Annotated in this window: 27 protein-coding genes; 16 read left to right on the plus strand and 11 right to left on the minus strand. The window is 41.4% G+C overall.

What is annotated here, in order from left to right; genetic code table 11:
- Nucleotides 1-156: 156 nt before the first annotated feature.
- Complete coding sequence (locus B4G94_RS02720) at nt 157-717, plus strand: DUF4230 domain-containing protein (protein WP_165306867.1); 561 nt, start codon at nt 157-159, stop codon at nt 715-717.
- Between the two features lie 146 nt (nt 718-863).
- On the opposite strand, the gene B4G94_RS02725 is transcribed toward B4G94_RS02720, so the two are convergent.
- Entirely contained in the window at nt 864-1,079 is a 216-nt protein-coding gene (locus B4G94_RS02725; RefSeq protein ID WP_165306866.1) for a hypothetical protein, read from the minus strand.
- Between the two features lie 229 nt (nt 1,080-1,308).
- Between B4G94_RS02725 and B4G94_RS02730 the strand changes: the two genes are divergently transcribed.
- Together B4G94_RS02730 and B4G94_RS02735 are read left to right on the plus strand one after the other, a co-directional pair.
- A complete protein-coding gene (locus tag B4G94_RS02730; RefSeq protein ID WP_286857019.1) occupies nt 1,309-1,965 on the plus strand; it encodes a response regulator transcription factor in 657 nt (218 codons plus the stop codon).
- 14 nt (nt 1,966-1,979) lie between these two features.
- Nucleotides 1,980-2,180: a hypothetical protein gene (locus B4G94_RS02735; protein WP_286857020.1), complete on the plus strand. Its 201-nt coding sequence runs from the start codon at nt 1,980-1,982 to the stop codon at nt 2,178-2,180.
- A 31-nt stretch (nt 2,181-2,211) separates the two neighbouring features.
- On the opposite strand, the gene B4G94_RS02740 is transcribed toward B4G94_RS02735, so the two are convergent.
- The 4 genes from B4G94_RS02740 to B4G94_RS02750 form a co-directional block, all read right to left on the minus strand.
- Nucleotides 2,212-2,460: a Rho termination factor N-terminal domain-containing protein gene (locus tag B4G94_RS02740; RefSeq protein WP_108634201.1), complete on the minus strand. Its 249-nt coding sequence runs from the start codon at nt 2,458-2,460 to the stop codon at nt 2,212-2,214.
- A gap of 107 nt (nt 2,461-2,567) precedes the next feature.
- The gene (locus tag B4G94_RS27975) at nt 2,568-2,726 is read right to left on the minus strand and encodes a DJ-1/PfpI family protein (RefSeq protein ID WP_349681858.1); all 159 of its coding nucleotides are present in this window, start codon (nt 2,724-2,726) and stop codon (nt 2,568-2,570) included.
- A 76-nt stretch (nt 2,727-2,802) separates the two neighbouring features.
- A complete protein-coding gene (locus B4G94_RS02745) occupies nt 2,803-3,537 on the minus strand; it encodes a metallophosphoesterase family protein (protein ID WP_286857021.1) in 735 nt (244 codons plus the stop codon).
- 2 nt (nt 3,538-3,539) lie between these two features.
- Nucleotides 3,540-4,358 carry a hypothetical protein gene (locus B4G94_RS02750; protein ID WP_286857022.1) on the minus strand — a complete coding sequence of 273 codons (819 nt, stop codon included), beginning with the start codon at nt 4,356-4,358 and terminating at the stop codon, nt 3,540-3,542.
- Between the two features lie 152 nt (nt 4,359-4,510).
- Here B4G94_RS02750 and B4G94_RS02755 point away from each other — a divergent pair, with 152 nt between their 5' ends.
- From B4G94_RS02755 to B4G94_RS02770, 4 genes are read left to right on the plus strand one after another with little or no spacing between them, the layout of a single operon-like run.
- Nucleotides 4,511-4,996 (plus strand): DUF421 domain-containing protein, encoded by a 486-nt coding sequence (locus tag B4G94_RS02755; RefSeq protein ID WP_286857023.1) that lies wholly within the window; start codon nt 4,511-4,513, stop codon nt 4,994-4,996.
- Between the two features lie 18 nt (nt 4,997-5,014).
- A complete protein-coding gene (locus tag B4G94_RS02760; protein ID WP_286857024.1) occupies nt 5,015-5,686 on the plus strand; it encodes a DUF6766 family protein in 672 nt (223 codons plus the stop codon).
- A 49-nt stretch (nt 5,687-5,735) separates the two neighbouring features.
- The gene (locus B4G94_RS02765; protein WP_286857026.1) at nt 5,736-5,981 is read left to right on the plus strand and encodes a hypothetical protein; all 246 of its coding nucleotides are present in this window, start codon (nt 5,736-5,738) and stop codon (nt 5,979-5,981) included.
- 19 nt (nt 5,982-6,000) lie between these two features.
- Nucleotides 6,001-6,141: a hypothetical protein gene (locus B4G94_RS02770; RefSeq protein WP_286857028.1), complete on the plus strand. Its 141-nt coding sequence runs from the start codon at nt 6,001-6,003 to the stop codon at nt 6,139-6,141.
- 283 nt (nt 6,142-6,424) lie between these two features.
- Here B4G94_RS02770 and B4G94_RS02775 read toward each other — a convergent pair whose 3' ends face one another.
- The 3 genes from B4G94_RS02775 to B4G94_RS02785 all read right to left on the minus strand — a co-directional run bounded on the left by B4G94_RS02775 (nt 6,425) and on the right by B4G94_RS02785 (nt 8,621).
- Nucleotides 6,425-6,922 (minus strand): hypothetical protein, encoded by a 498-nt coding sequence (locus tag B4G94_RS02775; protein ID WP_286857030.1) that lies wholly within the window; start codon nt 6,920-6,922, stop codon nt 6,425-6,427.
- 73 nt (nt 6,923-6,995) lie between these two features.
- Nucleotides 6,996-7,610: a DUF4142 domain-containing protein gene (locus B4G94_RS02780; protein WP_286857033.1), complete on the minus strand. Its 615-nt coding sequence runs from the start codon at nt 7,608-7,610 to the stop codon at nt 6,996-6,998.
- 531 nt (nt 7,611-8,141) lie between these two features.
- Nucleotides 8,142-8,621, minus strand: a complete 480-nt coding sequence (locus tag B4G94_RS02785) for a low affinity iron permease family protein (protein ID WP_286857035.1) — start codon at nt 8,619-8,621, stop codon at nt 8,142-8,144.
- 223 nt (nt 8,622-8,844) lie between these two features.
- Here B4G94_RS02785 and B4G94_RS02790 point away from each other — a divergent pair, with 223 nt between their 5' ends.
- Nucleotides 8,845-9,066, plus strand: coding sequence for an FAD-dependent oxidoreductase (locus B4G94_RS02790; RefSeq protein WP_286857036.1), 222 nt, complete (start codon nt 8,845-8,847; stop codon nt 9,064-9,066).
- A 62-nt stretch (nt 9,067-9,128) separates the two neighbouring features.
- Here B4G94_RS02790 and B4G94_RS02795 read toward each other — a convergent pair whose 3' ends face one another.
- Entirely contained in the window at nt 9,129-9,995 is an 867-nt protein-coding gene (locus B4G94_RS02795; RefSeq protein ID WP_286857037.1) for an AraC family transcriptional regulator, read from the minus strand.
- A gap of 185 nt (nt 9,996-10,180) precedes the next feature.
- Between B4G94_RS02795 and B4G94_RS02800 the strand changes: the two genes are divergently transcribed.
- The 6 genes from B4G94_RS02800 (at nt 10,181) to B4G94_RS02825 (ending at nt 16,704) form a co-directional block, all read left to right on the plus strand.
- Entirely contained in the window at nt 10,181-10,618 is a 438-nt protein-coding gene (locus tag B4G94_RS02800; protein ID WP_286857038.1) for an L-rhamnose mutarotase, read from the plus strand.
- A gap of 81 nt (nt 10,619-10,699) precedes the next feature.
- Nucleotides 10,700-11,707: an alpha-L-fucosidase gene (locus B4G94_RS02805; protein WP_286857039.1), complete on the plus strand. Its 1,008-nt coding sequence runs from the start codon at nt 10,700-10,702 to the stop codon at nt 11,705-11,707.
- Nucleotides 11,708-11,745: 38 nt separating this feature from the next.
- Nucleotides 11,746-12,966: an enolase C-terminal domain-like protein gene (locus tag B4G94_RS02810; RefSeq protein ID WP_108634224.1), complete on the plus strand. Its 1,221-nt coding sequence runs from the start codon at nt 11,746-11,748 to the stop codon at nt 12,964-12,966.
- Nucleotides 12,967-12,975: 9 nt separating this feature from the next.
- The gene (locus tag B4G94_RS02815) at nt 12,976-14,616 is read left to right on the plus strand and encodes a sodium:solute symporter (protein WP_286857042.1); all 1,641 of its coding nucleotides are present in this window, start codon (nt 12,976-12,978) and stop codon (nt 14,614-14,616) included.
- A 60-nt stretch (nt 14,617-14,676) separates the two neighbouring features.
- Nucleotides 14,677-15,447: an SDR family NAD(P)-dependent oxidoreductase gene (locus B4G94_RS02820; protein WP_286857044.1), complete on the plus strand. Its 771-nt coding sequence runs from the start codon at nt 14,677-14,679 to the stop codon at nt 15,445-15,447.
- 90 nt (nt 15,448-15,537) lie between these two features.
- Complete coding sequence (locus B4G94_RS02825; RefSeq protein WP_165306850.1) at nt 15,538-16,704, plus strand: alpha-hydroxy acid oxidase; 1,167 nt, start codon at nt 15,538-15,540, stop codon at nt 16,702-16,704.
- 88 nt (nt 16,705-16,792) lie between these two features.
- Here the strand turns inward: B4G94_RS02825 and B4G94_RS02830 are convergent, their stop codons facing one another.
- Together B4G94_RS02830 and B4G94_RS02835 are read right to left on the minus strand one after the other, a co-directional pair.
- On the minus strand, nt 16,793-16,960 hold the full coding sequence (locus B4G94_RS02830) for a hypothetical protein (RefSeq protein WP_286857045.1): 168 nt from the start codon (nt 16,958-16,960) through the stop codon (nt 16,793-16,795).
- A gap of 49 nt (nt 16,961-17,009) precedes the next feature.
- Nucleotides 17,010-18,623 carry a hypothetical protein gene (locus B4G94_RS02835; RefSeq protein WP_286857047.1) on the minus strand — a complete coding sequence of 538 codons (1,614 nt, stop codon included), beginning with the start codon at nt 18,621-18,623 and terminating at the stop codon, nt 17,010-17,012.
- Between the two features lie 591 nt (nt 18,624-19,214).
- On the opposite strand from B4G94_RS02835, the gene B4G94_RS02840 reads away from it, so the two are divergent.
- Both B4G94_RS02840 and B4G94_RS02845 read left to right on the plus strand, forming a co-directional pair.
- The gene (locus B4G94_RS02840; protein ID WP_108634228.1) at nt 19,215-19,544 is read left to right on the plus strand and encodes a DUF6660 family protein; all 330 of its coding nucleotides are present in this window, start codon (nt 19,215-19,217) and stop codon (nt 19,542-19,544) included.
- A gap of 145 nt (nt 19,545-19,689) precedes the next feature.
- A partial coding sequence (locus tag B4G94_RS02845) for an efflux RND transporter permease subunit (protein WP_286857050.1) occupies nt 19,690-22,471 on the plus strand: 2,782 nt, incomplete at its 3' end.

Here is a 22,471-nt window from a genome sequence, read left to right on the forward strand (position 1 = left end):
AAATGTTTTTTAAACTTTTTGATTAACCGATTGTCTATCAAATGGTATATTTTTGCCGAGCGATATTAGAAAGTAGTATAAGACAGTGTTCGTACAACATTTTCGGTCCAAATATCTATAATTGCAGCTTGGTCTATTATTTGTATTATAATATTTATGGGAAAATTTTTAAAATTTTTATTGATCGTGGCCATTTTGGCAGTAGGGGCTTGGTTTGTCTATCAAAAATACAACAGCGGGCCTAAAGTAGAAAGCAAGCACCAGCTGCTGGTCGATCGCATTGAAGCGATGGGTAAATTGGAGCTTGTTAAATATCGTTATAGTGATGTTGTTGAACATAAAAACATCAATACTTTTTTGCCTACAGCAAGCGTATTACTCATTGTCAAGGCAGATGCTGTAGGTTGTGTGAACTTGACTAAACTGACGCCTGAGGATATTAAGGTAATAGGAGATTCTGTTTCCATCAAATTGCCGGCGCCAGAAATATGTTATATTAAGATTGACCATGAGGCATCAAAGGTTTATGATACCAAAATGGCATTTCTTAGAGAGGCTGAACTGGTTGATGAAGCCTATAAAACTGCTGAAAAAGCGGTAGCAGATGATGTGAAAAAATCGGATATTCTGCAACAGACCAAAGCAAATGCGACCACGGTCTTTAAACCTTTATTACAAGGATTGGGATTTTCAAAAATCAACCTGACATTTGAATAAATTCATTGGTAGGTGGGCACAATAAAAAAGCTAGACACTCAGGTGTCTAGCTTCCTACAATAAATCTATCTCCGGCCGTCTCCCGACGGGAGAGCACATAATTATGCTATTATAACAGGATGAACAACAATCAAAACCATATCGTTTTATTTTTTTGAAGATGTGTCTGGTTGAGGTGTAGGAGGAATATCACCTCGCGATTCACTTGAATTTGTATCTCTATATTGGATTGTTGTCGTGTCATTTGGTACCGAATCCCGCATTAATTCATTTGATTTTTGTTCATTGGTTTTACCATTACATCCATACATTGCCAATAAAATGGATGTTATCGCCATAAGGGTTTTCACTGTCTTCTTCATAAACTAATCTTTATTTAAATTTTCTAACAGGGTTTAAATCCTGTCATTGTCTTTAATAGAACAGTTTCGACTTAAGAGTCGTTTAACTTTTTAAATTTAGTTTTTAGTTACCTATTTGACAATGTCCATCTTGACGCCCACTGTTAACGATATTGTTTTGTAAAAAACTTTTTACAGTTTACTTATGTTCCTATTAGTATAGACAACAAGTTCATGTAAATTAGAAATTATGATACAGTTAATGCTTGTAGACGACCATCATTTAGTGAGAAATGGTTTTCGATTAATTTTGGAATCTCAAAAAGATATGGCTGTATTGGCTGATGTCGAGAGTGCAGAGGGGGCTTTGGATATGTTGGCACAAAATAATCTACCGGATATCATTTTAACGGACGTTAAAATGGAAAAAATGAATGGAATCACATTTATAGGACGTATCAAGGAAAAATATTCGCAAATCAAAGTGCTTGCCCTTTCGATGATGAACGATATACAGACTGTTTTTGAAGTGTTACGTGCTGGTGGAGACGGTTATCTCGTCAAAGACAGTTCCGCTGATGAGGTAGTCTTTGGAATCCGCCAGATTGCGAACGGAGAAAAATATCTCAGTGTTTCATTAGGACTTTCCTGTATAGAGAATTACAGACTATACATAGAAAATAATCCGGATAAACGTATTATAATGACTAAATATGATATCTCAGAACGGGAATTGGCCGTACTTGAATTGATTTCAGAAGGTTATACCAATGCCGAGATCGCTGATCGTATATTTTTAAGTAAACGTACAGTGGAAGGGCATCGGCAGCGCTTGATCGAAAAAACGAGAACAAGAAATACAGCTGAATTGGTTAGATTCGGTTTTCATAATATGCTTTTACATTAATAAATTAAATAATTATGGCGACAAAAAACGAAAATAGATTGGTAGGAAAAGAAATGGAGAAAAAGAAAAAAGTGAAACTTGGCACTGATGGTGAAGTGCTAAAAGATGTAGGTCATAAGGATAGGGGTGATGCTGAAGCAGGTGTGGATCCACAGGTTGACCAAATCAATGATATGCCAAATGATCCCACAGACCGGCCCAAAGAAAGGAAATAAAGAAAGTCGNNCGACTTTCTTTATTTCCTTTCTAGTTTTTCCCTTGCTTTTCAATAGCCTTGATCAGCTCATCCTTGGTCATATCATGTCGGCCAGTGATTTCGAGTTTCTTGGCCATTTGCAAGAGTTCATCTTTTGTTTTACTGGCGTTGCCATTTTCGGTGCTTCGTTGCGTCGATGAACCCTTTGTGTTACTTTTATTCATACTTTTTGCTTTGTCGGTGTTGCCATGTGACTGTCCTTTGGACGTGTTACTGGCAGTACGTTTTGCTGTGTTCATAATATTTTGATTTATGTGTTACTTATTAGCTGAACAGCTTCGTGAGCCTAAACGTTGACCGATTTACTACGCGAAGATGGTGTACTTCTACGTCTTTTATAGGAGATCTATGTCTTTGCAAATGCATTAATAATTGCTTTATTGAATGCAGGTAAATCATCCGGTGTACGATTACTTATTAGTCCCTCGTCAATAACAACCGCGTTATCTTCCCAAATGGCGCCTGCATTGATTAATCTATTCTTATCGCTTCGCTGGCTTGGCAAAGTGCAGGAAAACGGCGAAGTAAGTCACCAATTGGTAAAGCGCATTATGAAAAAGCGGTTTCGGGCAGGCATCTCACTAGATATCGATAAGGGCAAAACTGGTATCATCTCCATGATGAGCTTTCAAAACGGGAACAGCCACATTGTAAATGGGGATGCCCGCCGGCGACTGCGCTTTAAATTTGCCCGCATGAGCATGCCCATGGAATGCGGCTGTAACATTTCGGCGCTGAATAGGTTCCATCAGATGTGTAGAGCCCAAAAAAGGATAAATCTCTTTGGGTTCGCCCACTACGGTCTCCGCGATGGGGGCATAATGGAGGAGGGCCACCTTTTTTATGTCTGTATATTCCTGCTCTAGCCTTGCTAGCGCCCGGTCCAATAGGAGGGATTCGTTAACTGCTTCCTGAACAAAACTTTTCATCGCATCTTCGCCAAACATCGAGAGCATATAGCGGTCAAAGCCACCGCCAAATCCCTTCACGCCAGCAAAACCGATATCCGCTACGACAATAGCCTCCCCATCCAGGACGGTGACTTTGCTATCGGTTAGAATTTGTCGAATCTGCTTTTGCCGGCCTTTTTCATAGTCATGATTCCCCAGGACCGCAATCACCGGAATTTGTAAGTGTTTTAATTCCGTAACGAGCATTTCCGCTTCTTCTTCATCACCGGTATCTGTAAGGTCACCACATAACAACAGGACTTTGGCTTTGGGTGAGATTTCCTCAAATATAGTTTTCCATTTTCCCTGTTGGCTCTGATTCATATGTATATCACCTATTGCCGAAATTGTTGTTTTCCTTGCCATCGCTATACAGTTTTTATAGTATATGATTTATAATCCCATTCTTTAATATCAATTTGATATTGCGTTTGATCAATCAGCGGGCCCAAGCACACTTTTTCGAGACAGGGGGGAAGTTCATACTGCTCCTGTGCGCGTTTGATCAACTCGTCAAACAGATCCCGTGGAATGATCTCGCGATAATCATGTGGATAAGTAAACTGGAATATAATTATCTGCGCCAATAAAAGATGCCAATGTTGGTCCATGCGCATCAATAAATGATTCCAGTCAAATTGCTTTCCATAGCGGAGCCACAAATGATTAATGTCAGCACTATCATGACGTTCCCTATTCTGTACATATAATTTGCACCAGACAAGTTCTTCTGCCGGAACATAGCGTACGGGCGTGTCAAATAATATGCCCTCGGGCGCACGATCGTACCAGTCCTGTTCGATCGTGCAATTATGATTGACACTATCGAATATAATATCAATAAAATAAGGTGCTTTATGGATTTTGGCAAGCCAACGGACATCGGTCAATTCAGTCTGGTAACCGTTGGCGGCGAAATGTTTCAGAATAGCAGGATACGCACTGCTCTTACAAAAAATATCGAGATCTTTAGTGGGTCGAATAATCCCCGTATAATGAAACATAGCCAGTGCACCACCAACCATAAATGCGCTACCGCTGGTATGTAGCAGCTGTAATGTGTCCTTAAAGAATGTAATGCACTCTTCGGGGGGATTATCAAGATCGATCATAGTATCATTTTTACTTAAAACAGCCTTAAATTCGTTGTAGTTTGGATTCAACTTATGAAAACGTATTCCCCACATGCACGGCGGGTATAAGTACTTGATTTCCATTCTAGGCCAAACTGCTTTAACGCTCGTCGGTGTTCTATACAAAATAGATCGTGCTATTTCGGAATATAAACTAGGATGGAAACAGTTCTCGGGTCAAACAATTGATACTAAACATAAAAATAATGGAAAGTTTATTCGGCACGGGCGAAGAGCTCTCAATGGTTCAGATGGGGATGCGCGCCTTTATGATGTTTATCGTTGCACTGCTTTTGGTTCGTTTGGGTGGAATAAGGATATTGGGTAGAAAATCAGGCGTCGATTTTGTAATTATTATCATGTTAGGCGCGGTATTGGCACGGGGTATAGTAGGCGCTTCACCGTTTTTCTCGACCATATTTGCCGGCCTTGTAATGATTATGGTCAATAAGATCTTGACACAATTGTCGGCTCGTCTGTCTTACCTAGGCAATCTTGTCAAAGGCAAGCCAGCAGTATTATACAAGAACGATCAGATTCAATGGGATCAGATGGATCGATTGGGAGTCAGCCGAACAGATCTATTGACTAGCTTGCGCCTGGAAACCCACAGTATACATCTCGATGAAGTTGATATCGCACTCATGGAACCCAATGGCCGGATCAGCTTTACCCTGAAAAGAAAAGCATAGTATGATAAAATAACAGTTATGAAAACAAAAGCATCTTATTCCTTTTTATACCGGAATGGTTTGAGCCTGGTATTCTTAGCCCTTTTTATTTTTGCGCTCGGCATGCAATTTATCACAGGTTGGAAGCTGCACAACGAGGAATTACAACAAGCGGAGCAAGTACCCTTGACATTAGTTTCCTACCTGAGAACCGGACATTTTATTTCGGCCACTTTTGAAAATTTTGAAAGTGAATTTTTACAGATGGCGCTCTATGTCATGCTTACGGTGGGATTGCGCCAATGGGGATCCGCGGAATCAAAAAAGCTAGATGAACCCGAAGAGGTGGATCGTGATCCAAAGCCGAGCCCGGATGCACCTTATCCTGTTCGAAAGGGAGGATGGTTGCTGCGCATATACAGTTCCTCCTTATTTATTTGCTTTGCCCTGCTTTTCCTGATCAGCTGGGTCCTGCATTTCTATGGAAGCTGGCGCCAGCATAATTTGGAACAATTACTTGATGGTTTGCCGCCGGATGCCGCATTGGCTTATCTGCTGATGCCTAAATTTTGGTTTGAGACGTTTCAGAACTGGCAGAGTGAATTTTTATCCGTACTTTCTATTGTATTTTTTACAATTTTTTTACGACAAAAGGGATCACCGGAATCCAAGCCTGTAGATGCGCCGCATGCGCAAACCGGAAAGAATTGATCTGTTAACGGTTCAAAAAATTTTATCAACGTTTAAATTTGCACATAAAATGAAAAAATCGAAATTAATAATAGGCGTTTTGGGTATAACGTTCATACTGCACGCATGTAGGGACAGAACCAATAAAACCGCTGAAAACAATGTAATCGCTACCGATACCTCAGAGAAGAGTAGCGGTGTCCCGCTGGATAATATTCACCGTAGCCGCCCCGCGGATACAGTTCAGGATAGTACTGCAACGAAGGATCAAGGTGTTCCCTTGGATAATCTTGACCGTGAAAAGGACGGCGAATAAGTTTAAATTATCGGTCAACATGGGATGTATCAGCAGATTGACGTGGAATGTTATCAATAGAAAAAGTGGTTACCAAAGGGCACAGGTTATTATTCCGAATGGCGAACTGCTCTTCGGGCGTTTGGTCAATTGGACATTCGGTGAAGTGGATATCCGATAAAATCTACAATTAACCTTTAATACGACAAGGGCTGTCGCGCAATAGAAACAGTGGCTTCTGGATATAATCCCTTCTTTTGATGAAATTGATCCGAGCATTTCTCTAAAGATATATACAAAAGATATCACTACAGATGCCTATATACTGTCGGTTCAGGTTGGTATTCATAATGTACAGCAAATTGAAATTTTTAGAAGTAAATTTCTGGAGACTGTCAAGATTAAAGCCGCTAAATACGAGACAAAGGTCACTTCGGCATAAATGCATCTGCTTTAAACGGGTATTATTTTTCAGACCGATAATAAAGCCAACCTTGTAGATTTTCCAATTCCTCAGGCTTACTCAGATCAACAATTGTATTGAGTGCCAATTCGAGGGATTGTAGACTATCAGCATTGAGTTCATAAATCGGATAGAATATCGCATGTTCGTTGGGCATATCGACATTTCCCTGTAACCATTTGTAGCCTTCAGCATGCAGATTATCAATCAACGTATCGGTAATGGCGTTTAGATAGCGCATCATTTTTTGGATCCACTTACGCTCGTCATCAAGGTGATCAGGATAATATTCTTGTGTAAAATCCAAAATCAACTGTTCACCTTCATCATTCATCCCTTCACGGATCATAGCAAGTCCCATACTTCTGACTTCTTCTTGATAATAATCCTCTCCATAGTTAAAACTGATTTCGCCGGCACTTGGGCTGGCTTCAATTTTCGCCCGGAGGGCCATCTGTCTATTTAAAAGTTCATGTATATAATCGAATGTCTGTTGCATAATTATGTTGTTTAAAAGGAGAGGACAAAGCCGATTGCTTTGTCCTCAACATTGGAAAGTTGGAGTATAAAAACTATTTTAAACTGGGTCTGACCGGTTTTAATTTGGTCGGACTAGGAGCGCCCGGGCTCGTATTTTTTAATGTATCTTTTGCCGGAGTATTTTCTGCGGGCTGCATATTCTTCAGCTGATCGAGATGTTTCTGAAAAGCTGGGATTTTATCGGTCGCAAATTTACGCAGATCTGTGTCTGTAGTTGCACTACCAGTGCTGGCATCCTTGAAAAGGGTAATAGCATCTTGGTGGCTTTTGGCCATCAGATCAACATAAGTACGATCAAAATTGGCTGGGTCCGCATTGTTCAACTGCTCGATTGATTGCTCGTAGTTTTGATTATCGGGCGTACTTAATTGCCAGTTTTTATTTTTAACCAACGTTGCCAGTTCGTTTCCCGCGATCGTATGCTCATCGACGATCATCTGCGCATATTGCTTAATGTTTTGATCCTGCGATTTTGTCAGCGCAATATTTGCTGCCTGGATTTCAAAGTTATTGCTTGCTGTCGCTTTACTAGCAAAGTCTATATCCCCAGTTTGTGCTTGGGTCTGACTAGTATCCTGTGCGTAAATGACCATGATCCCGGCCATTATGGCTATACATAAGCCAACGATTCTTAAAATGATTTTCATAATGCAATTATTTAATATTTAACGATTCTCTTTGTCGCGTGTGTCGCTTTTTCTATGGCGACAATTTATAATGATATAAGTGGCTACCAAATAAAAACAATACCAATAATAATAGATGTAAACATAAGCTCTTCCTTAAATAATGTATTGCTTTAGGAACACAGCTCAATAGACTAGCGTTTTGAAAATCATTATTTTAGGTATTTAAAGCAAAATTTGTGGCTGATACGCAGGCTTATCGTAAAAGTCCGTTTCTGCTATGAGTATAAACATGTTAGAATTATGAAATAAGTAACCGATGCACGATAAAACAGTCCTGTTCATTGGGCAATGGACAGCCCTTTTTCTACTATTGGGCATCTATAATAAAATTGTCAAAACGGAGGAACACGACTAAGCCCGACATGAAAAAAAGAGTTAGCTTAAAATGGCTATTGGGCTCAACTTGGTGAGCCCATTCTATAACAAAACGATGAATTATGGAAGATTTTCAAAAATTAATCAAGGGGTCAATTGGTGTGTTAAGGATTATTATTGTTGATTGGATTGTTTGCTTTCCTTCCTTTTCTGACGGATTTTGCTTTTGAAATCATGGTTTTCTTGGGCTGCATCAATGGAATGTGTATGCGTTAGATCATTCTCTTTGAGGGCAAGTTTCGCGATATGCGCATAAAACTTGGCAAGCTGGTCCAGTTCCTCTTCACTCAAATCCTCTAAGCTCACCATCCGGTTGCTCGTTCCTTCATGGGAGGCAATCAACTCATTGAGTTTTAAATGGAGTGCTTTGGAATCTTTATTCTGTGATTTTTGAATTAGAAATACCATGAGAAAGGTAATAATTGTGGTACCCGTGTTGATCACCAGTTGCCAGGTTTCAGAGTAATCAAAGATAGGACCGCTTACTGCCCAGACAATAACAGTGGACGTTGCCAAAATAAATGCCGCTGAACTTCCGGTAGCGTGTGTAGCCCAGTTTGAAAACCGTTCGAATAAATTTTTCTTTTTTTTCATGCCTTCTACTTTGATCAAGTTTTTATCTTCCTCTTTTTGGGGAAGAACATTAGTGGTAATTGGATAGTTTGCTTCTTTATACGACGGCGTATTTCTTCTTTTTTTTGCGTATTTAATCTTAAAACGATTAGTTCGGGTGTTGGTTCTTATTGTACAAATACATAATTAGTTAGACCACAAAGAACTGGAAACCTAGGTTCCCAGTCTTTAAAATTGAATCGATATGAAACGTGACGGTAGCAACAAGAGCTTTTGGCAAACTGTCGAAGAGCAAAATTTCTCAACGGATTTCAGCGACCTAGAATTTGATACCATTATTGTTGGGGCGGGAATCACTGGTGTGACGCTTGCAAAGGAACTTCAGGACAGAGGTTTGAAATGCTTGCTTTTGGATAAATTAAATGGCCCTGCGGTTTCGGGCCTTTCGTCCGTAGACACATACTGATTTTTTTTCAGCAGAGCATTATACAGCAGAGCATTATATATGTAATGAAAGTCATCTTTTTCCTAGGTCTGTATTTGCGCTCTATACATACTCGGTGTAAGTCCCTTAATAGATCTAAAGATCTTATTAAAATTAGAAAGGCAATTGAAACCACAGGCAAAAGCAATGTTGGTAATCTGTAATTTGTTTTCAGCAATCAGTCGACATGATTCACTGATACGTACTTCGTTGACAAATTGCACAAAGGTTTTTTGTGTACGGGATTTAAAATACCGGCAGAAGGAGTGCTTGGACATATTTGCCAAAGTCGCAGCCTCATCCAACGAAATTTCTTTTGTAAAGTTATTGAATACGAACTTAAAAATCCGGTCAATTTTATCATTATCCATCGAACTATAATTGTGTGTATACCCCGGACTGGAGAGACATTTATATTCATCAGTTGTAATCAGCAATTCGATAATCTCAAGAAGTAAAATTGTTTTTTGAATGCCATAATCGATATGGATCATCTGTTCCAGTTTGCGTTTCAGTTGTTCTTTCGTCTCGCCCTGAAATAAAAGCCCCCGTTTGGATGCGGTAAGAAATGCCTCTATTTTGTGTGTTTTAAAAAGATGTCCCAATACCTCAACCATTAATTTAGGTTCGATATAAAGCGCCATTGAACGCGACACCTGTACCGAATCCCTATCCGAGCGATCATTATGCCATACATGGGGCAGGTCAGGCCCTAAAAAAGTCAATTCATCGGTAGAATAGCTGTCTATACTATCACCTATAATTCGCTTGCCTTCACTTTGCACAATGTAGGTCATCTGACAAGCACGATGGAAATGGAATTCGGTGGAAAAAGATGGCTGACAAACTTCCTTCGTTGCGAATGTCGCTATCTCTGATCCCTCTAATATTTTCGTGAAAACGGGTTTCATTTACTTGGTTATTATTGTTTAAAGGAATTTAAATATAGACTATTTTATCTCTAATATAAAATACGAGGTCAAATACCGGTAATATAGTGTCAGTATTGAGCAATCCAGGCACAGTTTTATTATTTCCAGAATTGTAGTTTAGCAGATGTAAATAAAAGTAGCATTAATAACTAAAACACCTAAATATGCCATCGAAGATTTTTTTTCCTGTGAGGCTTTTTGTGCTGTTACATACAATCACATTTTTAGCTGTGGGCTGCGGAAGACAGGGGAAGCCTGAATTGGTCAGGCGCTATGCCTCCATTACAGGGTTAAAAACAGATAGATTGGGCTATTACAAAAAACTGCATGCCCAAGCATGGCCAAGCGTGCTCCAGAAAATTAAGGAATGCCATATTCGTAACTATTCTATTTTCTTGAAAGAAGTAAACGGACAACATTATCTATTCAGCTATTTTGAATATACCGGAACAGATTTCTCGGCCGATATGAAACGAATGGCATCGGATCCTGAAACACAACGCTGGTGGAAAGAAACAGACCCCTGTCAAATGCCACTCCCGGAAGCCCACGCAAAAGGTGTTATCTGGTCCGATATGGAGGAGGTGTTCCATACGGATTGATTAAAGCAACATATTGAAATAAAAACCTATACGAAATAAATGATGAAACAGCAGTTATTATTTTGCTTAACCCTTTGCCTAATGGGCGCAAAGGTGTTTGCCCAAACAAAAGCCATTGTGCCTACAGCCGCTGATAAACCTAACCGATATCAGCAAGAGCAGATTGACCGCAAGTATGGCATGTTCATCCATTTTGGCATGAATACTTTCCATGATCAGGAATGGACGGATGGTTCGAAACCTCCGGGTTCATATGCTCCTACGGCGATCGACGTAAAACAATGGGTATCAACTGCAAAAGCTGCCGGCATGAAATATATCATATTGGTCAGTAAACATCACGATGGTTTCTGTCTATGGGACAGTAAATATACAAGCTATGATGTGGCGAGCTCAGCAAATAAGACAGACGTTGTAGCGGCATTGGCAAAGGAATGCCGAAATCAGGGAATTCGTCTGGGACTTTATTATTCCCTATGGGACCGTAAACAAAATGGAAATGTAAAAGACCCGACAGCAGACAAAGCTTATAATACCTATATGCTTAACCAATTGAGCGAACTGCTCGATATCACCCAAAAATATACGGACATTGTTGAACTCTGGTTAGATGGCGGGTGGGAAAAGGAGAATTACAGGTGGCCGGCACAGGAAATCTATACTTTGGTCAAAAGTAAAGCACCTCAGTGTCAGGTCGGCATCAATTGGAGCATTGGCACCCCTGAAAATGTGGATAAGCATATGGTGCTACCGAAGGATCAGCAAAACCTATTCCCGATACGTTACTTCCCGAGCGACTTCCGTTTGGGAGACCCGTATTTACCTGCCACACCTGACCCTAAACTCTTTACCTCACAAGGTAATACATACTACATGCCATTTGAAACCACGGTGGTATTGGGAGAGCGCTGGTTTTATAACACAACAGATAAAAAATACAAAACGTTGGGAGAGCTGGAGCAAATCTACCGGACAGCAACTGCACAGGATAATATCCTGATCTTAAACGTCGGTCCAGACAGAGCTGGACGTATCAGAGAGACGGATGTTGATCTGCTACTCAAGCTAAAGGAAAAATTGAAGCTATAATTTTATCGATCCAAAAATTTCAAAAACAACGAACTAGAATGATTACAACCTATGATATCCAGGACCGCAGATTTCCTTTAGGTACCGGAGCAGGGAGCGATGCTGTACACAAAGACCCTATATATTCCTATGCCGTCACACGTTTGAAAGATGACAAGGGACGTATCGGAACCGGATTAGCTTTTACGATAGGCGCAGGAAATGAATTGGTCTGTCGGGCGGCATCTTTTTACGCCGAACGCCTCAAAGGAATGCCGATCGAAGAATTAATGGCAAATTTCGGCGCGATATTCAACACCTTGAGCAATGAACAGCAATTCCGATGGCTAGGGCCACATAAAGGTATTGTGCACCTGGCATTGGCTTCTGTCACAAACGCCTGCTTTGATTTATGGGCAAAAACGCGTGGTATTCCGCTTTGGAAACTTTTAATAGACCTTTCACCCGAAGAAATTGTCAACACGCTGGATCTTTCCTATCTGGAAGATGAGCTTACGCGGGAAGAGGCCATTACGTTAATTGCCGAAAATTGGCAAAGCCGCCAAGAAAGAATGAATATAATCGAAAAGGGCTATATCGGTTATGATACTTCTGTCGGTTGGTTTAACTATTCTGATGAACAGGTTCGTGAAAACTGTAAACGCGCAATCGCCAATGGTTTTACAGCCATGAAACTGAAAGTGGGCAGTGAAGATCCGCTCCGTGATATCAGAAGAGCACATATTGTTCGGGAGGTTGCAGGGGATCAGGCTACTGTCATGTTGGATGCAAATCAACAGTGGACGCTACCACAAGCGTTGGCAATATGTCAGGAACTCAAAGCGATGAATCCTTATTGGGTGGAGGAGCCCACCCATCCCGATGATATTGTTGCACATAAAATACTGACTGATACCATTGCGCCCATAAAGGTTGCCATGGGTGAACATGTACCCAACCGCATTGTATTCAAAAATTATCTGCAGTTGGGTGCTGCGGGTTTTGTACAGGTGGACGCAGTCCGTGTGGGTGGTGTAAGTGAGTTTATCAGTGTCAGTCTCCTCTGCCGGAAATATGGTATCCCTGTGGTTCCGCATGTGGGGGATATGGGGCAACTGCACCAGCATTTAGTACTGTTCAACCACATCAGTCTTGGTCATCAAGCATTATTCCTTGAACACATCCCACATCTAAAATCTCATTTTGCACAACCTGTGCGGATTGAGAATGGTGTTTATCGGACAGCAATGGAACCTGGAAGTAGTTGTGAGTTAATATAGCATAATAGTATGTTAGGAAATATAGATTTAGGTATTGCTATCGCTTATATCGCCCTTATTTTGATCGTGGGTATTGTTGTAGGCATAGGAGGTAACAAAAGAAGTACAGGCACGGCAGAGGGCTATTTTCTCGCTGGAAAAACCCTTCGGTGGCCAGCGATCGGACTCGCGCTGTTTGCCACCAATATATCAACTGTACACCTTGTAAGCCTGGCCCAAAGCGGATTTGATACCGGTTTGCTCAATGGTAACTTTGAGTGGATGGCGGCATTTACATTGATCCTGTTAGCCCTGTTCTTCGTACCATTTTACCTCAAATCCGGCGTAGCAACCCTCCCGGATTTTTTAGAAAGACGATATGACCGTTCCAGTAGGGACTGGTTGACTTTCATCTCCATTATATCTGCAATTGTGATCCATATCGCCTTCTCTATGCTAGCGGGTGGCATTGTACTGAAGACACTTTTTGGATTCAATATGTACATGAGTATCACAGCAATATGCATAATCACGGGAATATATACGATACTTGGCGGACTACGCGCTGTAGTCGTTACAGAATCCATTCAGACAATTGTTTTATTAGCGGGGGCATTTATTATCAGTGTTGCAGCATTCCATCGTATGGGCGGCTGGATGGCCATGAAAGATGTACTTGCAACAACCGGTGAACTTGACCGGCTGTCCATGCTCCGCGGTACCGACGACAGTAGCGGAATGCCTTGGTATGCGGTATTCTTTGGTTATCCTATTTTGGGGATCTGGTATTGGTGCGCCGATCAAACCATTGTTCAACGTGTATTGGGGGCAAAAGACGAGAACCATGGTCGTGTCGGCGCCCTGTTCTGTGGTTTTCTCAAAATTTTACCCGTCTTTATATTCGTACTGCCCGGACTGTTTGCTTATACCCTGTTTAAAAGTGGACAGCTCGATCTTCATAGCTTGGGGGTAGATGCTGCAGGCAGCGTGAATTCCAAAGGAATATATACATTGATGATAACGCAATTGTTACCTTCAGGTCTGATCGGTGTACTTGTAGCAGCGCTGCTGTCCGGTCTGATGAGCCAGATTTCGGGCGCGCTCAACTCTATCTCGACCATGGTTAGTTATGATATCTTCAAACAGCGGAAACCGGAGGCTACAGACAAGCAGCTGATTCGTATCGGAAAAATATCCGCTGTGATTGCCATGGTCTTTTCTTTGTGCCTATTGCCGTTATTGGACAAGTATGAAAGCATTTTTAATGGTATCAATGATGTGATCGCCCATATCGCCCCTCCAATAACCTGTGTTTTTCTTTTGGGAGTATTCTGGCGGAAAGCCTCTGCAGTATCTGCAAAAATGACTTTATGGATCGGATCATCTTTAGGTACGGGTGTTTTTATGATCAATAAGATCTTTCCACATTCTTGGATCGGACAGACGCCCTTTATGATGATGGCCTTTTATCTTTTCTTGGTCTGCATGCTTATACAAATCATCCTATCGTATCTCTATCCGGTACAGCATAGTACTGAAAGCGAACTGCTTTACTGGAAAAGTCCATTGGAGCCCCTCCGCGGAGCAGCATGGAAAGGAATGGGGAATTATCGTGTTTTAACTGGTATATTACTTGTTATTGTCACAATGTTATATGTAATTTTCAAGTAAATGCTTACTTGTCGTATTTTAGATTCCTGAATTAATTGAATAACCTTTTATAGATTTATTTTGAACGCATTAAAGGATAAAGTGATATTGATCAGCGGTGGTACTGCTGGAATTGGTCTTTCATGTGCTCAGGCCTACGCAAAGGCAGGAGCGAAGGTTGTTTTTATTGGTCTGGACCAAACGTCCGTTACCGCGGCAGGCGAGCTGCTGGGGGCTCCGCATTTGGGTATCTGTGCCGATATTTCCCAAGAAGAAGATGTAAAGGCAGCCCTCGATCAGACCATAGCGACTTTTGGCCGGCTGGACGCCATTCACAATAATGCAGGGCTGGCGAGTCCATCCAAACCTTTACATGACACCAGTGTACAGGAGTGGAGCAGGCTGTTTGATGTCAATGTAAAGAGTATTTTACTGACGACCAAATATGGCTTTCCCCATCTAAAGCACTCCTGCGGATGTATTTTAAATACAAGCAGTCTGGTGGGAGAGATTGGACAAGAAAATCATGCTGCTTATGCTGCGACAAAAGGCGCTGTCAATGCGCTGACCAAAGCGATGGCAATAGATTATGCGGCACTAGGAATAAGGGTGAATTCGGTTATGCCGGCCGCAGTCATGACCCCTATGCTTCAACAATGGGCATCCGAGCAACCGCAGCCCGAACAGATTTTTGATTTTTTAAAAAACATACACCTTCTGGGTTATTGTCCGGAAGGGGATGTCATTGCAGATGCATGTATCTTTTTGCTGTCTGAAAGCGCCCGTTTCATCACAGGGGTGAACCTGCCTGTCAGCGGTGGCGCTGAGCTCGGCTACCGACGGAATACTTAGGATATTATTGGATAAATATCAAACTATTTTCAAATTATATAGTATATTTGGCGCGCAGATAATTCACTGCCAATATTTAATACATCAATCATGAGCCAAAAATTTACATACAATACGCGCTATCCTGCTGTTGAAGATCTAAGAAAACAGGCAAAGAAAAGAATCCCAAAATTTGCATTTGACTATTTAATAGGAGGTGCTAACGAAGAGCTGAATCTCGCCCGGAATGAAAATGATTTTGATCATATTTTATTAAAGCCACAATATCTTCAAGCGAGCGATGAAATTGATATGTCCGTAGAGCTCTTTGGCCGCCGATATAGTGCTCCGTTTGGGGTTTCGCCAATCGGTCTGCAGGGCTTGATGTGGCCCAACGCACCGGAAATTTTGGCCAAAGCAGCCGCAGAAAATGATATCCCTTATATTTTGAGCACAGTGTCAACAAGCAGTATCGAGCGTATCGCTGAAGTATCGCAGGGCAAAGCCTGGTTTCAACTTTATCACCCAACAGAAAATAAGTTGCGCGACGATATCCTAAGACGTCTGACGGAAGTGGAATGTCCCGTACTTGTGGTTCTGGTCGATGTTCCTGCCTTTGGACTTCGGTATAAAGAGATTAAAAGCGGTTTGTCCATGCCGCCAAAGATGAATATTGCAAATATTCTACAGACATTTGCCTGTCCAACCTGGGGTATTGAAACCCTCAGACATGGCATCCCGTCTTTTGCAACGTTAAAGCCTTATATGGAAAAGGGTCTGGACCTTGCCCAGCTGGGGCAGTTTATGAACAAAACCTTTACCGGAAAAGTAGATGTCGAAAAAATCAAAGCCATTCGCGACTTATGGAAAGGACCACTGGTATTAAAGGGGATTGCAACCGATGAGGATATGCAGGCCGCCATTGCACTCGGGGTAGATGGTGTCATCGTTTCCAACCATGGCGGAAGACAGCTTGATGCCAGTGAATCATCCATCAATTCATTGATTCATCTTGCAGGCAATCCGGAATATAAAAACAAAATCAAGATTATGCTGGATGGTGGTATCCGCTCCGGTGTAGACCTAGCCCGTGCACATGCTGTTGGATCCGAATTCAATTTCATGGGAAGACCATTTATGTATGGTGTTGGTGCCCTAGGGAACGCAGGCGGTGAACATACGATCAATATGTTCAAGGCACACCTGTTTCAAGTGATGAAACAGCTCAGCATTTCAAAAATAAGCGAATTCCCAAAACGTTTGCAGAAGGTATTATAACCACTTTTTACAATCAATAAAAGGCCGAATTAAACACCATTGTCTGTGTTTAATTCGGCCTTTTTGCATACCGATAGTGCTGATTTTATTACCAGTCTATTGTACGGTTGTCATTGTCGCCAAGCCCCCATTGTTCACCGACCTGACCGTTAGAGTCTTCGGGTCTTGCACAAGCAGATCCCGCAGCGATACCTTGCTCAAGTTCGATCATTTGTACCTTAACCTCTGGGGCGATATAGACAATTTTCTTTTTCATAGTCTTTTATTTAATGATTTATATATATTTTCTGAATCTATTTCTGTGCTTAGCTACAAGGTATTTTCTTCTTGCCTGCACCTACACCTTTAATAATTGTACGTCCGTCCACAAGCTGAGTCACTTTAACTGTATTGTCTTGTGTGCTTCCCCAAGGGAAAGTATTGAAGGAATTACCATTGACCAAAACAAGCTCATACAGCGGACCGCCATTTGTTTTACTACCAAACATGGTCACTTTGCCAGTTCTGCTGATCACAAGTTTGATTAATGGATTAGCAGCTGTTCCCTGCATATTATAGACTTGGTCAATTCTTTTACCTGTTTCTACATTTGTACCTGCATATTTACTTCCGTCGAGGAACTGTATATTTTGTGCTGAGGATGCGCCAACTTCAAATTGGATTTCATTTTTTGCCAATTTCACACCGTTAATTTCCATATTGAAGGCATTGTCCAATTCAGTGATGTCAAATACAAACCCGTAGTCGGAGGCAGGTGCCGTAAAGCTTTTTGATATTGTGGTACCGCTTGGATGAAATACACCGTCAATTCGAATTCCTGTTTTACCATTTACGGTTACTGCTGGGTAGCTCCAGTTTAATCCGTTGCTGGTCACATCTTGTGTACAAGTTTTGAAATTAAGTTTCAGATCGTATTTTTGTCCCGGATTGATCTTTACATTCGGAATTGTCACGTTCGATTTGGTTTCACCATCAATGGTCAACGTGCCCAATTTAAGTGTTCCCGCGCTTGTTGCCGAATGGATTAATAAGGAAGGAGTGCTCACGACAGTCCGTAGGCCTATTCCTAAAGCAGGAAATTGTGCCAATACGCCGGCATTGTTTAATCCATTATAGGTAAGTGCCTCATCCGAAAGCTTAAAGTTAGCAGATGAATGACTAGGATTAAATATCGCATTTTCAAGTTTGGTAATTGCGCCAGTCATATTGGCGTCCATTGACAATGTTGTTGTGATCTGGCTAAAACGGTGTTTTAAAACAACATTCAAGTTATTCACACCACTGTTTAATTTCAGCTTGCTCGCAAAATACATTAAATCGCCACTGATATTGTTAAGACTTGCGGATGAAAACGTGTTCTGACTATTAATGGTTGGCACTGCGCTCGTACTATTGATTGAATAGGCAATAAATGTATATGTTTTCCCGGCATCAAGAACAATACCGTCAGCAGCGGATTCACCACCGTAGCTATACGTCTTTTCAGTCACATAATTCCCTTGCTCGTCATAAACAACAACTTTGTATTTCACATCGTTACCCAAAGGCTTTTCAGTTACTTGAGGCGTTGTGGCTTTGACAGCCGATGAAGCAACCAATCCCCTTTTGACTGCCGCAGCGGAACTGTTTGTCAGTACCACATCAATGGAGGTGCCGTTGCCAAAAGGAACACTCATTTCCTGTACATCAGCAGCATTGCTTGCAGCAGAGGCTTTTGTTGAGCCCTGTTTTTGTCCCACAGCGCTACTTTCGTCTTCACCATAGGCTGCTACACCCTGTAAATTGATTTTGACAATCGTTTCTCCGGCCAGACTTGTGTTTTCACCACTCTTTTTACAAGAGTAAATGCTTGATGCAATCAGCATAATGCATCCCAACATTATGACGTTTTTAAGATTGCGGTGACGATTCTTTTTCATGTAAGTAGACATTTTGATTTTACTTGGTTTCTCAATGATTTTGATTGATTTATTTTATATTATTACTAATTTTTATTTAAAGAGTTAACATTTATTCGTTATGTATATATTTTTTATTGACCAGTATTAAAATTTACTTGTACAATTATATATATAGCATTTTGTTTAATCATCATGATTTCCGATAAGTAGTTTTTCTTGTAGTGAAAATCCTACAAATATTCAACAGTGTTTAAACACTGTTTTTAAGTGTCTTAAGGTCTCTTACCTCTAGTTTTATTAATAGTTTTATTGGGCTATTATTTTCGTATAAATTAAACTCATAGCTAAAGTAGACAGAATCATCTTTTTTAGGAATAGAGAGGTTCAGCCGACACATTTTCAAACGGCACCTATTCAGCGGGAGGCCGAAGCTTTAATATTAGAATGGAGCAGGATTTGTAGGAAGTGTTACGATTATTTTTTTTCGGAATGAACTCTTTCTCGCAAGACCATTGCTATAGTCTTTAGGTTTATGGGCGACGACAACGAAATATGCTATTATTATAAAAGAGTAAATTTTTAAAATATTTTTCTAAATTTGTATAACAAATGAGGTTAGCTGTTATCATACTGATCACCTATATTTTGGGACTTTCCTTTGTCCCATGCAGTGATGCGAATATTCGCACCGAGGGAGCAGCTATGGAAACACAATTGAACGAATCGCATAATCATAGTGAAGATACCACGGATGCATGTTCAATTTTTTGCTATTGCAACTGCTGCAGTGGAAATATTACGATATTTGAATATCAGTTACCAAAAATTGCGGGTATTCCGATTTCGATTTATTTTGACAATCGCATGCCGCTTTTAGACACACCCATTCTATCGAACTACTTCGGAACTATCTGGCAACCGCCCAAGGTAGATGCTTAATTTTAATTTTTATTAGCCTTCGGTAAACATTATTGGAATTTTTTTTTTCTAATCAGTGCTGGCCGTGGGAATTAGCTGTAGCATAATGCTACATGGAAATAGGATATTCTATATATCTATTATTTAAGCATTAATCAAGTATATTGTGTTAGATAGTATAATTAAATTTAGCATCAAGAATAAGATCATTATCGCCTTAATGACCTTGTTACTTATTATATGGGGCGGCTGGAGTGCAACAAAGCTGCCCATAGACGCCGTTCCCGACATTACCAATAATCAAGTACAAATTTTTACTTCCTGTCCTACCTTGGCAGGTCAGGAAGTCGAACAATTGGTTACTTTTCCCATTGAACAGAGTATCGCTACGGTACCAAAGATCGAGGAAATCAGAAGTATATCACGTTTTGGACTTTCTGTGATTACTGTTGTTTTTGAAGAAGATGTAGACATTTACTTTGCACGGCAACTGATCAGCGAACGTCTAAAAGACGCCGTAGACCAAATTCCTCAAGGTATTGGCAGGCCAGAGCTGGCCCCCGTTAGTACGGGCCTAGGCGAGGTATACCAATACATTATTCACCCCAAGAAGGGCAGCGAAAGCAAATATAATGCAAAGGATCTGCGGACAATGCAGGACTGGATCGTGGCCCGTCAGCTCTATGGCACCCCGGGTATTGCTGAGGTAAATAGTTTTGGCGGTGAATTGAAACAATATGAGGTAGCTGTTGACCCTAATCGTCTCAGAGCGATGAATATCACGATACCTGAAATTTTTACCGCGCTGGAGAAGAATAATCAAAATACTGGTGGCGCTTATATTGACAAAAAGCCCAACGCCTATTTCATTCGTGGCATCGGGCTGGCAACATCGTTGGAAGATGTAAAAAATATCGCAATCAAAAAATCGGGTGCAGTTCCAATTTATGTCAAAGATGTCGCCGATGTACGTTTTGGACATGCTGTCCGGTACGGCGCCCTAACCTATAACGGCGAAGTAGACGCCGTAGGCGGTGTGGTGATGATGTTAAAGGGTGAAAATAGCAATGAAGTCGTCAAACGTGTGAAGGAGAAATTACCTACTATCCAAAAATCCCTACCCAATGATGTGGTCATTGAGCCCTATCTGGATCGTACAGATCTGGTCAACCGGGCAATAGGCACTGTAGAAAAGAACCTCATAGAAGGAGCATTGATCGTCATCTTTGTATTGGTGTTATTTTTAGGTAATCTCCGTGCAGGCCTCATCGTGGCCTCGGCCATTCCTTTATCACTGCTCTTTGCGTTAGGGCTAATGAATGTGTTTGGTGTGAGCGCCAATTTAATGAGCTTGGGCGCCATAGACTTTGGACTTATTGTCGATGGTGCAGTCATTATTGTAGAAGCAACGCTCCATCACCTGGGGCTACGCAAGTCTACCGAAAAGCTTACACAGTCCGAAATGGACGATGAGGTGTTTGAATCGGCGTCAAAAATACGGACAAGTGCCGCTTTTGGCGAGATTATCATCCTGATCGTTTATATCCCGATATTGACATTAGTGGGTGTGGAAGGAAAGATGTTCCGTCCAATGGCGCAGACAGTAGGTTTCGCGATATTTGGCGCATTGATTCTTTCGCTGACCTATATTCCAATGATGTGTGCCCTATTCCTGCCTAAAAAACATCATGATAAGAATACTTTCAGTGATCGCCTGATCGAAAAACTTCAACATATGTATGCACCGTTGCTGCAGAAGGCAATCCGCTTTAAATACATCATTGTCAGTTTGGCGGTAGCTTTCTTTGCGTTATCGGTTTTCTTCTTTAAAAACATGGGTGGAGAATTTATCCCACAACTACAGGAAGGGGATTATGCCTTTCACTGTATATTGCCTCAGGGGAGCTCGCTTTCACAAAGTATAGAAACTTCGATGCAAGCTTCCCGGATCATTAAGGAGTTTGAAGAAGTAAAAATGGTTGTGGGAAAAACGGGAGCTGCGGAGGTACCGACAGATCCTATGCCGCCAGAAGCGACGGATCTGATGGTGGTCCTCAAACCACAGAAAGAATGGAAATCAGGGCGGAGCTATAGCGACCTTGGAGCTGCTATCCTTGAAAAACTAGAGGTAATACCGGGTGTTTTCTTTGAGAAGAACCAACCTATTCAGATGCGTTTCAATGAACTGATGACGGGAATCCGTCAGGATGTAGCCGTGAAAATTTTCGGCGAAAACATTGACTCGCTGGCTTCTTACGCCAATATCGTCGCCGCACAGATTCAATCTGTTAAAGGAGCTACTTCTCCTCAAGTGGAGCGGGTATCCGGACTTCCACAGATCAATATTGTTTATGACCGTACACGTATTGCCAATTATGGACTGACTATTCAGGAAGTAAATGATGTGGTAAGTACAGCTTTTGCCGGTAAAAGTACAGGCCAGATCTATGAAAACGAACGTCGCTTTGATCTTGTCGTGCGTCTGGACACGACACATCGCAATAGTATAGATGATGTACGTAATCTGATGATTCCAACAGACACCGGCATCCAGATCCCACTCTCACAGGTAGCAGCGATTGACTACAAGCTTGGCCCAGCACAGATCAGCAGAGAGGCTGGTAAACGACGGATCGTCATCGGCTTTAACGTTGTTGGAAGAGATGTTGAAAGTGTGGTCAAGGATATTCAGCAACAGCTATCAACAAAGGTTAAACTACCGGCAGGCTATTACTTCACGTATGGAGGTCAGTTTGAGAACTTGCAGAAAGCGAGTGCACGTCTAATGATTGCCGTACCGGTTTCGTTATTACTAATCTTTATGTTACTATATTTCACATTCCATTCGTTTAAGCAAGCAACGCTGATCTTTACAGCCATCCCGATGAGTGCAATTGGCGGTGTCTTTGCGCTGATGCTGCGTGGTATGCCTTTTAGTATCAGTGCCG

It is taken from the genome of Sphingobacterium sp. UBA7625, assembly GCF_002484085.1.
In the GTDB taxonomy this organism is placed as follows: domain Bacteria; phylum Bacteroidota; class Bacteroidia; order Sphingobacteriales; family Sphingobacteriaceae; genus Sphingobacterium; species Sphingobacterium athyrii.

What these genes read in the sequence shown, in the direction of transcription:
- B4G94_RS02805 (WP_286857039.1), top strand. Translation starts at nt 10,700, where the DNA reads ATGGGCGCAAAGGTGTTTGCCCAAACAAAAGCCATTGTGCCTACAGCC.
- B4G94_RS02750 (WP_286857022.1), bottom strand. Translation starts at nt 4,358, where the DNA reads ATGTGGGGAATACGTTTTCATAAGTTGAATCCAAACTACAACGAATTT.
- B4G94_RS02825 (WP_165306850.1), top strand. Translation starts at nt 15,538, where the DNA reads ATGAGCCAAAAATTTACATACAATACGCGCTATCCTGCTGTTGAAGAT.
- B4G94_RS02730 (WP_286857019.1), top strand. Translation starts at nt 1,309, where the DNA reads ATGATACAGTTAATGCTTGTAGACGACCATCATTTAGTGAGAAATGGT.
- B4G94_RS02760 (WP_286857024.1), top strand. Translation starts at nt 5,015, where the DNA reads ATGAAAACAAAAGCATCTTATTCCTTTTTATACCGGAATGGTTTGAGC.
- B4G94_RS02745 (WP_286857021.1), bottom strand. Translation starts at nt 3,537, where the DNA reads ATGGCAAGGAAAACAACAATTTCGGCAATAGGTGATATACATATGAAT.
- B4G94_RS02800 (WP_286857038.1), top strand. Translation starts at nt 10,181, where the DNA reads ATGCCATCGAAGATTTTTTTTCCTGTGAGGCTTTTTGTGCTGTTACAT.
- B4G94_RS02720 (WP_165306867.1), top strand. Translation starts at nt 157, where the DNA reads ATGGGAAAATTTTTAAAATTTTTATTGATCGTGGCCATTTTGGCAGTA.
- B4G94_RS02770 (WP_286857028.1), top strand. Translation starts at nt 6,001, where the DNA reads ATGGGATGTATCAGCAGATTGACGTGGAATGTTATCAATAGAAAAAGT.
- B4G94_RS02755 (WP_286857023.1), top strand. Translation starts at nt 4,511, where the DNA reads ATGGAAAGTTTATTCGGCACGGGCGAAGAGCTCTCAATGGTTCAGATG.
- B4G94_RS02830 (WP_286857045.1), bottom strand. Translation starts at nt 16,960, where the DNA reads ATGAAAAAGAAAATTGTCTATATCGCCCCAGAGGTTAAGGTACAAATG.
- B4G94_RS02835 (WP_286857047.1), bottom strand. Translation starts at nt 18,623, where the DNA reads ATGAAAAAGAATCGTCACCGCAATCTTAAAAACGTCATAATGTTGGGA.
- B4G94_RS02815 (WP_286857042.1), top strand. Translation starts at nt 12,976, where the DNA reads ATGTTAGGAAATATAGATTTAGGTATTGCTATCGCTTATATCGCCCTT.
- B4G94_RS02765 (WP_286857026.1), top strand. Translation starts at nt 5,736, where the DNA reads ATGAAAAAATCGAAATTAATAATAGGCGTTTTGGGTATAACGTTCATA.
- B4G94_RS02775 (WP_286857030.1), bottom strand. Translation starts at nt 6,922, where the DNA reads ATGCAACAGACATTCGATTATATACATGAACTTTTAAATAGACAGATG.
- B4G94_RS02840 (WP_108634228.1), top strand. Translation starts at nt 19,215, where the DNA reads ATGAGGTTAGCTGTTATCATACTGATCACCTATATTTTGGGACTTTCC.
- B4G94_RS02725 (WP_165306866.1), bottom strand. Translation starts at nt 1,079, where the DNA reads ATGAAGAAGACAGTGAAAACCCTTATGGCGATAACATCCATTTTATTG.
- B4G94_RS02740 (WP_108634201.1), bottom strand. Translation starts at nt 2,460, where the DNA reads ATGAACACAGCAAAACGTACTGCCAGTAACACGTCCAAAGGACAGTCA.
- B4G94_RS02780 (WP_286857033.1), bottom strand. Translation starts at nt 7,610, where the DNA reads ATGAAAATCATTTTAAGAATCGTTGGCTTATGTATAGCCATAATGGCC.
- B4G94_RS02810 (WP_108634224.1), top strand. Translation starts at nt 11,746, where the DNA reads ATGATTACAACCTATGATATCCAGGACCGCAGATTTCCTTTAGGTACC.
- B4G94_RS02790 (WP_286857036.1), top strand. Translation starts at nt 8,845, where the DNA reads ATGAAACGTGACGGTAGCAACAAGAGCTTTTGGCAAACTGTCGAAGAG.
- B4G94_RS02785 (WP_286857035.1), bottom strand. Translation starts at nt 8,621, where the DNA reads ATGAAAAAAAAGAAAAATTTATTCGAACGGTTTTCAAACTGGGCTACA.
- B4G94_RS02735 (WP_286857020.1), top strand. Translation starts at nt 1,980, where the DNA reads ATGGCGACAAAAAACGAAAATAGATTGGTAGGAAAAGAAATGGAGAAA.
- B4G94_RS02795 (WP_286857037.1), bottom strand. Translation starts at nt 9,995, where the DNA reads ATGAAACCCGTTTTCACGAAAATATTAGAGGGATCAGAGATAGCGACA.